We start from the raw sequence: 12,867 nt of genomic DNA, 5'->3' as shown, positions 1-12,867 counted from the left end.
TAATGAGTTAAATAAAGTATTTTTATGTCGTAAAAATAACTTTATAACAGCGGTCTATCACTACTGTTAACTTTATTATAACTGATAGATTGAATAACTTAAATCTTTAGTCTATTATGTATAGTGAAAATTCGCAAAGAGATATTAATTCTGAACGCTACTAAAAAAATCGCGTAAGTAACTTACTTCGCAATTGTAAATATAAACTCGGTATAGGAGCCTAAATCTGAAGACACTTTGATAGTTCCACCTAATGTGTTTACTAGCTTTTGAACTGTTGATAGTCCTATCCCATGACCTTTTTCTCCATTACGATCCAAATGCCCTATAGTACTAAAGAGTGAAAAAATACTTTCAACTTTCTCTTTTTCAATACCCCTTCCATTATCCTCAATACTAAACTGATATAGATTCTTTTTCTCTTCTGCATTAATTTTTATCACCGTGTGTTCTTTGTCATTGTATTTTAAACTATTGCCGATAAGGTTAAGAAAAATTTGTTCTAATGCTGTACGGTTACATTTTATTTCAAAATTCTCTTCAGGAAGGTGGACTTCACACTCAAATTTGATGTCTAAAAGGTCTACAAGATCTTCTAACATGTCATTGAGCTGAAAACTATGTGTATCAGATTTATTATAAGCAGAACTTTCGTAATGAGCTAGTATATTTGTTATATACGTACTCATTGATAACGAGGATTTTTTGAGATAATTAAGATACTTTTTTCCACTATCATCTAGTTGAGTATCATACTTCTTTTTTAGAATATCTGATGTAATTATTAAATTTGCAAGTGGCATTTTTAAATCATGTGACACGGTCCCTGCAAAATCTTTTAGTAAATCATTATGAGTAATCAAGCTCTCTTTTGTAGCCTGTAATTCTTTATTTAAAAAACGAAGTTCAAAAAGACGTTCTACTTGTTTTCCAAGGTTTTTTAAAGCACTAAGTTGTTGTTCATTAAGCTTATTAGGCTTGTGATCAATCACACAAAGTGAACCCATTGCTAGCCCCTCTTTAGTAAGTAATGGTACACCTGCATAGAAAATAACGGGCTTATCAAGTTTCGTGAGTGGGTTATCTACAAAGCGCAAGTCTTTACGTGCATCAGGAATAATTAAAATCTCTTGCGGGTTTAGTATAGCATGTCCACAAAATGAACTATCTCTTGTCGTTTCGCAAGCTGTAAGACCTACTTTCGATTTAAACCATTGTCTGTCTTTATCTACTAAAGTAATCAAGGCTACTGGCATCTTGCTAATATAAGACGCTAATAGTGTAATGTGATCATAATCGATATCTTCAGAGGTATCAAGAATCTCTAAACTATGTAATTTCCTTAGGCGATCATTCTCATTATAGGGTGTTACAGGAGAAATCATTGGCGAATTTTTAAAGATTTTGGATTTTTAAGTTGAACTATTCCTAAATCTATGTCAAAGGTATGCTGTTTTCTTAAAGGATGTTAACGTTATTAAATAATTTGATAGTCTTATCAGACACCATGAAGGTAAAATTTTTGAATTTAACTAAAACACATTGAATTTGATGGTTCATTACAATGTATCTAATTTTCATATCTGTATTAAATCACCTCTAAATTTAAACATTTATTATTTTTTTTACAATCAAATTCCCACATTCTCAATATCTTACTAAAAAATAAACTTAGGTACTATGCATGCATAACAAATTTATGTATCTTTACATTCTATTTCTGTATTTAGTTTATGAAAGATAAAACTATCGATTACTGTTTACGGGCTACTTGGCAAGCGGTAATGAAAATGTATAATGAGCAAGCTGCTCAATTTGATACGACAATGGCAGTAGGATTTGCACTTCTCAGTATTGACCCAGATGAAGGAACTCCCTCTACAGCACTAGGACCTAAAATGGGTATGGAAGCTACTTCCCTTTCTCGAACACTTAAAACTATGGAAGAAAGAGGGCTTATAGTCCGTAAACCTAATCCAGCAGATGGAAGAGGTGTTCTAATTCATTTAACTGAATTTGGAATCGAAAAAAGAGATTTTTCAAAAAGCAGAGTTAAAACATTTAACGCAGCAGTTAGAAATAATATTTCAGAAGAAAAAGTAAATCATTTTTATGAGGTAATTGATGTTATTAATGATCTCATTCAAAACAGAAGAGTATTTAACCAAAAAGAAACTATACTAAAATAATGGCAAAAAGAAGAATAAGAAAAGTAGCCGTCATCGGTAGTGGAATAATGGGAAGCGGTATTGCTTGTCATTTTGCAAATATTGGTGTTGATGTGCTATTATTGGACATTGTACCACGCGAACTAAACGACAAAGAAAAAGCAAAAGGTCTTACCTTAGAAGATAAGGTAGTACGTAACCGAATTGTAAATGATGCACTTACTGCGGCATTAAAGAGTAAGCCTTCTCCTATTTACAGTCAATCTTTTGCAAATCGTATAACTACGGGAAATCTTGAAGATGATATTTCAAAGGTTAAAGATGTAGATTGGATTATAGAAGTGGTAGTTGAAAGACTTGATATCAAAAAGCAAGTATTTGAAAACCTTGAGAAACATAGAACTCCAGGTACGCTCATTACTTCAAATACATCTGGTATTCCTATTAAATTCATGTCTGAGGGTCGTAGTGAAGATTTCCAAAAACACTTCTGTGGGACGCACTTCTTTAACCCAGCACGTTATTTACAATTATTTGAAATCATTCCTGGTCCTAAAACAGACCAAGAGGTTTTAGATTTCCTAAATGAGTATGGTGAGAAATTCTTAGGTAAAACTTCTGTTGTTGCAAAAGACACACCAGCATTCATTGGAAACCGTATTGGTATTTTCTCTATTATGTCACTTTTCCACACCGTGAAGGATATGGGAATGACTATTGAAGAGGTTGATAAACTTACTGGACCTGTTATAGGTCGTCCTAAATCTGCAACCTTCCGCACGGTAGACGTTGTTGGTTTAGATACACTTGTTCATGTTGCAAACGGTATTGCAGAAAATTGTCCAGATGATGAGCGTAAGGAATTATTTGCCTTACCAGGTTTCATTGAAACAATGATGGAAAACAAATGGCTAGGTTCAAAAACTGGCCAAGGTTTTTACAAGAAGACCAAAAATGATAAAGGAAAGACTGAGATTCTTTCATTAGACCTAGATACATTAGAATATCGTGAAGGTAAGCGTGCAAAATTTGCCACGTTAGAATTAACAAAAACGATAGATAAGGTAGCAGATCGTTTTCCAGTACTTATTAAAGGAAAAGATAAAGCAGGAGAATTTTACCGAAAATCTTTTGCTCACCTTTTTGCTTATGTGCAAAACAGAATTCCAGAAATTACAGATGAGCTCTATAAAATAGATGACGCTATGAGAGCTGGTTTTGGTTGGGAACACGGACCATTCCAGATTTGGGATGCCATTGGTGTAGATAAAGGTATTGAGCTTATGATAGCTGAGGGTCTTGAACCTGCTTCATGGGTTACTGAAATGTTAGATTCTGGAAGAAAGAGCTTTTACTCTATTAAAGAAGGCGCTACTTATTTCTGGGACGCTTTCGCGAAAGCGGAAACTAAAATACCAGGACAAGACAGCTTCATCATCTTAGATAATATACGTAAAAACACAGAGGTATTTAAAAACTCAGGTGTTTCTGTACAAGATTTAGGAGATGGTATTCTTAATGTGGAATTCCAATCTAAAATGAATTCAATAGGTGGTGACGTACTCGCTGGTCTTAACAAAGCAATTGATCTTGCCGAAAAAGATTTCGCTGGACTAGTGGTAGGTAACCAAGGACCTAACTTCTCTGTTGGTGCAAATATTGGGATGATTTTTATGATGGCAGTTGAGCAGGAATATGATGAGCTCAATGCTGCAATCAAATATTTTCAAGATAGCTGTATGCGTTTGCGCTACTCTGCAATCCCAACTGTAGTTGCTCCTCATGGAATGACCTTAGGTGGTGGATGTGAGATGACATTACATGCAGACCGAGTGGTTGCAGCAGCAGAATCATATATAGGACTGGTTGAATTTGGCGTTGGAGTGATTCCTGGCGGTGGCGGTTCTAAGGAAATGGCTTTGAGAGCTTCAGACAGGTTTGACAAAGGAGATGTACAATTAAATGTACTTCAAGAGCACTTTTTAACTATCGGTATGGCAAAAGTGTCTACTTCTGCATATGAAGCTTATGATACTAATATTTTAAAACCTGGTAAAGATATAGTCGTAGTAAATAAGAACCGACAGATTGCAACTGCAAAAGCTATTGCTAAACAGATGGCAGACCAAGGTTATACACAGCCAGTAAAACGCAATGATGTACTTGTGTTAGGAAAACAAGCACTAGGTATGTTCTTAGTAGGAACAGATTCTATGCAAGCAAGTCACTATATCTCTGAGCATGACCGTAAGATTGCAGATAAACTAGCATACGTAATGGCGGGTGGAGATCTATCAGAGCCTACTAAAGTATCTGAGCAGTACCTACTAGATCTAGAACGTGAAGCATTTTTGTCGCTTACAGGTGAGCGTAAAACGCTAGAGCGTCTTGAGCACATGTTGAAAAAAGGAAAGCCTTTAAGAAATTAAGAAAAAGAAACTATGAAAACAGCTTATATAGTTAAAGCATATAGAACGGCCGTTGGGAAAGCACCCAAAGGCGTATTCAGATTCAAAAGAGCAGACGAATTAGCAGCAGAAACCATCGAATATATGATGAACGAGCTACCTAATTTTGATAAGAAGCGCATCGATGATGTGATTGTAGGTAACGCAATGCCAGAAGGATCTCAAGGATTAAATATGGCACGTCTTATCTCTCTAATGGGATTAGATATTGTTGATGTTCCTGGGGTAACGGTAAACCGTTTTTGTTCGTCAGGAATAGAAACTATTGGTATGGCAGTTGCAAAAATACAAGCGGGTATGGGAGACTGTATCATAGCTGGTGGAGCAGAGTCTATGTCATCTGTTCCTATGACAGGTTTCAAACCAGAATTGAACTACGACATTGTAAAAGGTGGCCATGAAGATTATTACTGGGGAATGGGAAACACGGCTGAGGCTGTTGCAAATGAATTTAATGTATCTCGCGAAGATCAAGATGAATTTGCTTACAACTCCCATGTTAAAGCCTTAAAAGCACTTGCAGAAGATCGTTTTCAAGATCAGATTGTACCAATTAAAGTGGATGAAAATTTTATCAACGCAAATGGTAAGAAAGATACACGCTCTTATACAGTAACTAAGGACGAAGGTCCACGTGCTGGAACTAATACTGCTGTACTTAATAAATTAAGACCTGTTTTTGCCGCAAACGGAAGTGTAACTGCGGGTAACTCATCACAAATGAGTGATGGTGCTGCTTTTGTACTTGTGATGAGTGAGGAAATGGTAAAAGAATTAAATCTTGAGCCTATTGCACGTATGGTAAATTATGCTGCAGCAGGTGTACCACCTAGAATTATGGGAATAGGTCCTGTAGCTGCCATTCCAAAAGCTTTGAAGCAAGCAGGACTACAGCAAAAGGATATTGAATTAATTGAGCTTAATGAAGCTTTTGCTTCACAATCATTAGCGGTGATGAGAGAGCTAGATCTTAATCAAGATATCGTAAATGTAAACGGAGGGGCTATAGCCCTTGGTCACCCATTAGGATGTACGGGAGCAAAATTATCTGTTCAACTCTTTGACGAGATGCGCAAGCGTGATATGACTGGTAAATACGGTATGGTTACAATGTGTGTAGGTACAGGTCAAGGAGCAGCTGGGATTTATGAATTCCTTAAATAATTGAATACAAACTAAAATTTTAGCGAAAGCGAATTAAATACCAATAAAAAATGAGCACAGAAGCAGCAGAACAAAAAGATATACTACGTGGAGGTCAGTTTCTTGTAAAGGAAACCGCTTGTGAAGATGTTTTCACAATGGAAGACTTTAATGAAGAGCAGCGCATGATGCGTGAATCTACAAAAGAGTTTGTAGATCGTGAGTTATGGGCACACTGGGAGCGATTTGAACAAAAAGATTATGCCTACACTGAAGAAACAATGCGTAAAGCAGGTGAACTTGGGTTATTAGGTGTAGCAGTACCAGAAAAATATGATGGATTAGGAATGGGCTTTGTGTCTACAATGCTTGTTTGTGACTATATTTCTGGAGCAACTGGTTCTTTTAGTACAGCATTTGGAGCACATACAGGTATCGGAACAATGCCTATTACCCTTTACGGTAACGAAGAGCAGAAAATGAAATACGTACCTAAACTTGCTACAGGTGAGTGGTTTGGTGCATACTGTTTAACAGAGCCAGGAGCTGGATCTGATGCAAACTCTGGTAAAACGAAAGCTGTTTTATCTGAAGATGGCAAATCGTATAAGATTTCTGGACAGAAAATGTGGATTTCTAATGCTGGTTTTTGTAATCTCTTTATCGTATTTGCACGTATCGAAGATGATAAGAATATTACAGGATTTATTGTAGAGAATGATCCTTCTAATGGAATCACTTTAGGTGATGAAGAGAAGAAATTAGGAATACATTCCTCTTCTACCCGTCAGGTATTTTTTAATGACTGCGTGGTTCCTGTAGAAAATATGCTTTCTGAGCGTGGTAATGGGTTTAAAATTGCCATGAACGCATTAAATGTAGGACGTATTAAACTTGCTGCCGCTTGTCTAGAAGCACAACGTCGTGTGATTAATGAATCCCTCACATATGCAAAAGAGCGTGTGCAGTTTAAAACACCTATTATCAACTTTGGTGCAATAAAAAGTAAACTAGCTACAATGGCGACTAATGCTTATGTAGATGAATCTGCTTCATATCGTGCTGCAAAAAACATTGAAGACCGTATTGCAATGCGTGAGGCAGCGGGTAATACTCACCAAGAAGCAGAACTCAAAGGTGTAGAAGAATATGCTATTGAATGTTCTATTCTCAAAGTAGCGGTATCTGAGCACGTGCAAGCTTGTAGTGATGAAGGTATACAGATTTTTGGTGGGATGGGCTTTAGTGCAGATACTCCAATGGAGTCTGCATGGCGTGATGCACGTATTGCTCGTATTTACGAAGGTACCAATGAAATTAACCGTATGCTAGCTGTAGGAATGCTTGTAAAGAAAGCCATGAAAGGTCATGTAGATCTTCTAGGGCCAGCAACAGCGGTAGGAGAAGAATTAATGGGTATTCCATCTTTTGACACACCAGATTACAGTGAGTTATTTGCAGAAGAAAAAGAATTGATAGGAAAACTTAAGAAAGTATTCTTAATGGTAGCAGGTAGTGCAGTTCAGAAATTTGGACCACAACTAGAGGAGCACCAGCAATTATTAATGGCTGCCTCTGATATTCTTATTCAAGTGTATATGGCAGAAAGTGCATTATTACGCACTGAGAAAAATGCAAAGCGTTCTGGAGAGGATTCTCAAAAAGCGCAAATTGCAATGACTCAATTGTATTTATATAATGCTGTAGATATTATTTCTACTAAGGCTAAAGAAGCTATTGTTTCTTTTGCCGAAGGCGATGAACAGCGTATGATGTTGATGGGTCTTAAGCGATTTACAAAGTATGCAAATATGCCTAATGTAGTAGCACTTAGAAATACAATTGCTGCAGACTTAGAAGAGAGTGGCAAGTATCGTTATGATGCTTAAACAAATACTGTGATAGATAAACTATACAAAGTACAAACTGATAATTACGCTTTCGCGAAAGCGTAACGGTCACAATGCCTAAAGGTTACTTCCCATAAGAAGTAACCTTTTTTTATATTCATTTACGATAACGTTTTCGTAAAACCATTGAAAACAATTATGAAGATTAAAAAAGTCTTAGTTGCCAACCGTAGTGAAATTGCCATACGAGTATTACGTGCGTGTACAGAACTCAATATAGCTACTGTCGCCATATTTACCTATGAAGATAGGTACTCACAGCACCGTCACAAAGCCGATGAGGCGTACCAGATAGGTAATGATAATGAGCCGCTTAAGCCGTATTTAGATATGGATCAAATTATTGATCTCGCTAAAGCGAAAAATGTTGACGCAATTCATCCTGGGTATGGATTTTTATCTGAAAATTCTGAATTTGCCCGCAAATGTGCAGCAAATGGAATTATTTTTATAGGCCCAGAGCCAGAAGTAATGGATGCCTTAGGTGATAAAATTACAGCTAAAAAAGTAGCAGAAAAGTGTAAGGTCCCTATTATTGAAAGTAATAAAATGGACTTAACCACACTTTCTATAGCAATTGAAGAAGCAAATAGAATAGGGTATCCTTTAATGCTTAAAGCCGCCTCTGGTGGTGGAGGTCGTGGGATGCGTATTATACGCAATAAACAAGATTTACAATTAAGTTTTGATTCTGCAAAAAACGAAGCTTTAAATGCTTTTGGGGATGATACTATGTTTCTCGAAAAATATGTGGAGAATCCAAAGCATATTGAGGTGCAAATTGTGGCAGATGCTCATGGAAACATACGTCATCTACATGAACGTGACTGTTCTGTACAACGTAGACACCAGAAGGTAGTTGAGATGGCACCTTCTTTCAATGTATCAAAAGAGGTAACCACAAAACTACATGAGCACGCTGTTGCTATAGCTCAGGAAGTGAATTACAATAATATAGGTACGGTTGAGTTTCTTGTAGACCAAGAGGATAATATTTTCTTTATAGAAGTAAATCCTCGTATTCAAGTAGAACATACCGTCACAGAGATGGTAACGGGTATTGACCTTGTGAAATCTCAAATTTTTATTGCTGGGGGTTATAAGTTGTCAGATAAGCAAATAAAAATCTATCATCAAGAGTCTATCGCAACGTATGGCTATGCGATACAATGTCGTCTCACCACGGAAGATCCTAAGAAAAATTTTACACCAGATTACGGTAAAATCACTACATATCGTAGCGCCTCAGGAATGGGTATACGTCTAGATGCGGGAAGTATTTATCAAGGGTATCAAGTGAGTCCATTTTTTGACTCTATGCTAGTAAAAGTTTCTTCTCATGGAAGAACTTTAGATGGTGCCATACGTAAAATGGTGCGTGCTCTTAAAGAGTTTAGAATACGTGGTGTTGAAACTAACATTCATTTTTTACAAAATGTCATTCAACACGATACCTTTAGAAAAGGAGAAACTACTGTGAATTTTATACAGAACACTCCTGCCCTATTTGATATTAAACTCTCTCAAGATAGAACTTCTAAAGTGGTTCAGTTTCTTGCAGAAGTAAGTGTAAACGGTAATCCTGATGTAAAGTTTGAAGACAAAACAAAAGCTTTTAGAGCACCAGTAGTTCCTGTATTCGAGAAATCTGCAGCTTTTCCAAAGGGTACGAAAGATATTCTCACTGAATTAGGACCAGAGAAATTTTGCAAGTGGCTTCTCGATGAAAAACAAATTCAGTACACAGACACTACAATGCGTGATGCGCACCAATCTTTACTAGCTACACGCATGCGTACCTATGATATGCTCAAAGTGGCCGAAAGTTTTGCAAAAAATCATGCAAATACATTTAGTATGGAAGTTTGGGGAGGTGCTACCTTTGATGTTTGTCTGCGTTTCTTACACGAGAGTCCTTGGACTCGATTACGTGAATTGAGAAAGGCAATTCCTAATATTCTTTTTCAGATGTTATTAAGAGGTTCTAATGGTGTAGGATATAAGGCGTATCCAGATAATCTCATAGAAAAGTTTGTGACCAAATCTTGGGAAAACGGTGTAGATGTCTTCCGCATTTTTGATTCATTAAACTGGGTAAAGGCAATGGAGCCTAGTATGAATTATGTACGTAAGAACACTGGAGGAATCGCGCAAGCGGCGATGAGTTACACAGGCGATATTTTAAATACTAAGCAGACTAAATATAACCTCGAGTACTATTTACAGCTCGCAAAAGATCTAGAGAACGCTGGTGCCCACATGATCGCAATTAAAGATATGGCAGGGCTTTTAAAACCATATGCAGCTACAGAATTGGTTACTGCTTTAAAAGAAACAGTAAATGTTCCTATTCATTTACACACACACGATACGTCGTCATTACAAACGGCTACCTATTTGAAAGCAATTGAGGCCAATGTAGATGTAGTGGATGTGGCGCTGGGTGGGTTATCTGGACTTACCTCTCAACCCAACTTCAATGCGGTGGTAGAGATGATGAAATTTCAAGAGCGTGATCATCAATTTGACATGAAATCGTTAAATCAATTTTCAAATTTCTGGGAAGACACCCGAGAATTGTATTACCCGTTTGAGTCTGGTTTAAAAGCGGGAACAGCAGAAGTATTTCAACACGAAATTCCGGGCGGTCAATATTCTAACTTGAGACCGCAGGCTACGGCACTAGGCTTAGGAGATCGTTTTTCTGAAGTAAAGCAAATGTATGCTGCCGTAAATAAAATGTTTGGCAACTTAGTCAAAGTTACACCAAGCTCTAAAGTAGTGGGTGATATGTCCATCTTTATGGTTACTAATAATTTAACACCAGAAGATGTAATGCAGCGTGGACAAGAAATCTCTTTTCCAGAATCTGTTATAAACTTCTTTAAAGGAGATTTAGGACAGCCAGTAGGCGGTTTCCCAAAAGAACTACAAAAGATTATTCTAAAAAATAGAGAAGCTTATAGTGAGCGACCTAATGCGCATCTATCACCTGTAGACTTTGATAAGGAATTTGAGGCCTTTACTAGCAAATTTCAAAAAGGGTTTACGAGACCATTAGAAATGGAGGATTTCTTATCTTATATGTTGTATCCAAAAGTATTTGAGCAAGCACATGAGAATTATAAGAAGTACGGAAATTTAGCATTGGTACCGACCACCAATTTCTTTTACGGGATGAAATTGCGAGAAGAAATTCTTATAGAATTAGAGCCTGGCAAAACAGTTATTATTAAGTTACTTTCCATCAGTATTCCTAACGATGATGGAATGCGTACGGTATTTTTCCAAGTAAATGGTGAAAATAGATTTGTAGAGATTCTAGATGCCTCTTTGAACATTAAGAAAGAAATAAATCAAAAAATTGATCCTGAAAATGAAGATCAGATAGGAGCTCCACTTCAAGGCTTGCTTTACAAAGTATTGGTTAAGAAAGGGCAAGAAGTGAAAGAAAACGACCCTCTATTTATTATTGAAGCCATGAAAATGGAAACAACCGTTACTGCTTTTAAAGATGGAAAAGTTTCTGCAGTGATCCTTTCTGAAGGTGAGATGGTGCAACAGGATGATCTTGTGGTTACTATAAGCTAGTATATACACAATAAATTGTTTTAAAGCCTCACCAATACCTTGGTGGGGCTTCTTTTTAGGCATATTGAGTCATCTCATAACGATAATTATGGAGTGTTTAACTGTTAGCAACCCTTTTATTAATCAACGCTGGGTTGTCAATATATAAATCCCCATAACTCGCTACGCATCCTATATGTGATACATCTTTTACTATATACCTCCATCTTTTTCTTAACTCTGTCGTCTATAATTCAGTACTTTATGGTGTCATCTAATTCTGTAGAAAGCAGTTAAAAAAATTAGATAGTCTTGAACTAAGTTCTCATGAACAAGGCGTAATAAAAGATTTGAAATTATCTCAAAAAATTTATACTAGCGGTAGCCATCACCTTAGAGTACAGTTAATGAAGCACAACCTAATGCAGAATTATAAAGTGATACCAAAATCGAAAAACTTATATAAATATGGTGCCAACCATTTACCCAAAGGTGAAAGTTTATTAGAACTTCAAGATATAGGGAGTTTAATAAATAACATTGCGGATAGTCAATTTGAATCATCTTTACATATAATGGTCATTGGAAAAAATGGTATACAAGGTGTACCCTTAAATGGTATGGAAAATCAAAAAATAGACCCAAATAGTGATGACTTAAAACATTTTAAAGTATTTTTTGATAGCATGGGTGAAAGCAAATGGTATCTTTTCAATAACAAAGAAATTTTAAATAAATTAATATCAAACAAAATAAAAATTGAGAACAAAACATTAGAGAGGGTAATTAAAGGGTACGATTATGTCATTGTAATCCCCGAAATTACTCCTGCTAGTTTTATTAATTAACATTTCCCGTTAAGTGTTCGTTTAGAATTAATTTCATAAATTATGAAACTTACGTATGTTGTAGTCCACTATACGAATAAAAATATGAAGGTCAATTAACTTTAATATACGACTCAACGTGAACGCTTTGTCATCCTTAAGTGAATTGTAGATTTCCAGAAAACAGCTGAAACCTCCATTAATTGTACTCTTTAAGAGTGCTAACTATAATTAAGTAGCACAACACATTTGTACAGAAATATTCATAATGAAGCCATGACTAACAAAGAATTACTAGAAAAATTTTACACGTCATTTGCCCAAGGAAACTTCAAAGGAATGACAGAATGCTATGATGAAAATATTCTGTTTAAAGACCCAGTTTTTGGAACGCTAAGAGGAAAAAGAGCACGTGCTATGTGGGAAATGCTTTTATCTAGAAAGTCTAAGGATTTAGAAATCAATTATGAAATCATAAACTCTACAACTGAGCAGGGTAATGTAAGATGGACAGCCACATATCTTTATGGTAAAAAAAAGAGAAAAGTCATTAATAACGTCAGCTCAAACTTCAAATTTAAAAATGGAAAAATTGTTGAGCATATAGATTCTTTCAACCTTTGGAAATGGACTAAACAAGCACTAGGATCAATTGGATACGTATTAGGATGGACTCCATTTTTAAAAAAGAAAATGCAGGATGCTACAAACAAAAAACTAGACGATTTTAGTGGAAAAAAAAATTACGACATTTAATAATCACTATCGAGAATTCCCAATA

At 36.1% G+C, this 12,867-nt stretch carries 8 protein-coding genes; 7 read left to right on the top strand and 1 reads right to left on the bottom strand.

Annotation, left to right across the window (positions count from 1 at the left end; all coding sequences use genetic code 11):
- Positions 1-182: 182 nt before the first annotated feature.
- The gene (locus OD90_RS02110) at positions 183-1,385 is read right to left on the bottom strand and encodes a sensor histidine kinase (RefSeq protein WP_144665881.1); all 1,203 of its coding nucleotides are present in this window, start codon (positions 1,383-1,385) and stop codon (positions 183-185) included.
- A 348-nt stretch (positions 1,386-1,733) separates the two neighbouring features.
- On the opposite strand from OD90_RS02110, the gene OD90_RS02105 reads away from it, so the two are divergent.
- From OD90_RS02105 to OD90_RS02075, 7 genes are all read left to right on the top strand, one after another.
- Positions 1,734-2,189 (top strand): MarR family winged helix-turn-helix transcriptional regulator, encoded by a 456-nt coding sequence (locus tag OD90_RS02105; RefSeq protein ID WP_144665878.1) that lies wholly within the window; start codon positions 1,734-1,736, stop codon positions 2,187-2,189.
- On the top strand, positions 2,189-4,597 hold the full coding sequence (locus tag OD90_RS02100) for a 3-hydroxyacyl-CoA dehydrogenase/enoyl-CoA hydratase family protein (RefSeq protein WP_144665875.1): 2,409 nt from the start codon (positions 2,189-2,191) through the stop codon (positions 4,595-4,597). Before OD90_RS02105 ends, OD90_RS02100 begins: the two co-directional genes overlap by 1 nt.
- 12 nt (positions 4,598-4,609) lie before the next feature.
- Complete coding sequence (locus tag OD90_RS02095; protein WP_144665872.1) at positions 4,610-5,800, top strand: acetyl-CoA C-acyltransferase; 1,191 nt, start codon at positions 4,610-4,612, stop codon at positions 5,798-5,800.
- Positions 5,801-5,850: 50 nt separating this feature from the next.
- Positions 5,851-7,668 (top strand): acyl-CoA dehydrogenase family protein, encoded by a 1,818-nt coding sequence (locus OD90_RS02090; protein WP_144665869.1) that lies wholly within the window; start codon positions 5,851-5,853, stop codon positions 7,666-7,668.
- A gap of 159 nt (positions 7,669-7,827) precedes the next feature.
- Positions 7,828-11,280 carry a pyruvate carboxylase gene (locus OD90_RS02085; protein ID WP_144665867.1) on the top strand — a complete coding sequence of 1,151 codons (3,453 nt, stop codon included), beginning with the start codon at positions 7,828-7,830 and terminating at the stop codon, positions 11,278-11,280.
- A 329-nt stretch (positions 11,281-11,609) separates the two neighbouring features.
- The gene (locus OD90_RS02080; RefSeq protein ID WP_144665864.1) at positions 11,610-12,107 is read left to right on the top strand and encodes a hypothetical protein; all 498 of its coding nucleotides are present in this window, start codon (positions 11,610-11,612) and stop codon (positions 12,105-12,107) included.
- A 255-nt stretch (positions 12,108-12,362) separates the two neighbouring features.
- A complete protein-coding gene (locus tag OD90_RS02075; protein ID WP_144665860.1) occupies positions 12,363-12,842 on the top strand; it encodes a nuclear transport factor 2 family protein in 480 nt (159 codons plus the stop codon).
- Positions 12,843-12,867: the final 25 nt, after the last annotated feature.

The organism is Dokdonia sp. Hel_I_53 (assembly GCF_007827465.1).
In the GTDB taxonomy this organism is placed as follows: domain Bacteria; phylum Bacteroidota; class Bacteroidia; order Flavobacteriales; family Flavobacteriaceae; genus Dokdonia.
The sequence above is the reverse complement of the archived record's forward strand: the minus strand, read 5'-3'. Positions and strand labels throughout refer to the sequence as shown.

What these genes read in the sequence shown, in the direction of transcription:
- OD90_RS02110 (WP_144665881.1), bottom strand. Translation starts at nt 1,385, where the DNA reads ATGATTTCTCCTGTAACACCCTATAATGAGAATGATCGCCTAAGGAAA.
- OD90_RS02105 (WP_144665878.1), top strand. Translation starts at nt 1,734, where the DNA reads ATGAAAGATAAAACTATCGATTACTGTTTACGGGCTACTTGGCAAGCG.
- OD90_RS02100 (WP_144665875.1), top strand. Translation starts at nt 2,189, where the DNA reads ATGGCAAAAAGAAGAATAAGAAAAGTAGCCGTCATCGGTAGTGGAATA.
- OD90_RS02095 (WP_144665872.1), top strand. Translation starts at nt 4,610, where the DNA reads ATGAAAACAGCTTATATAGTTAAAGCATATAGAACGGCCGTTGGGAAA.
- OD90_RS02090 (WP_144665869.1), top strand. Translation starts at nt 5,851, where the DNA reads ATGAGCACAGAAGCAGCAGAACAAAAAGATATACTACGTGGAGGTCAG.
- OD90_RS02085 (WP_144665867.1), top strand. Translation starts at nt 7,828, where the DNA reads ATGAAGATTAAAAAAGTCTTAGTTGCCAACCGTAGTGAAATTGCCATA.
- OD90_RS02075 (WP_144665860.1), top strand. Translation starts at nt 12,363, where the DNA reads ATGACTAACAAAGAATTACTAGAAAAATTTTACACGTCATTTGCCCAA.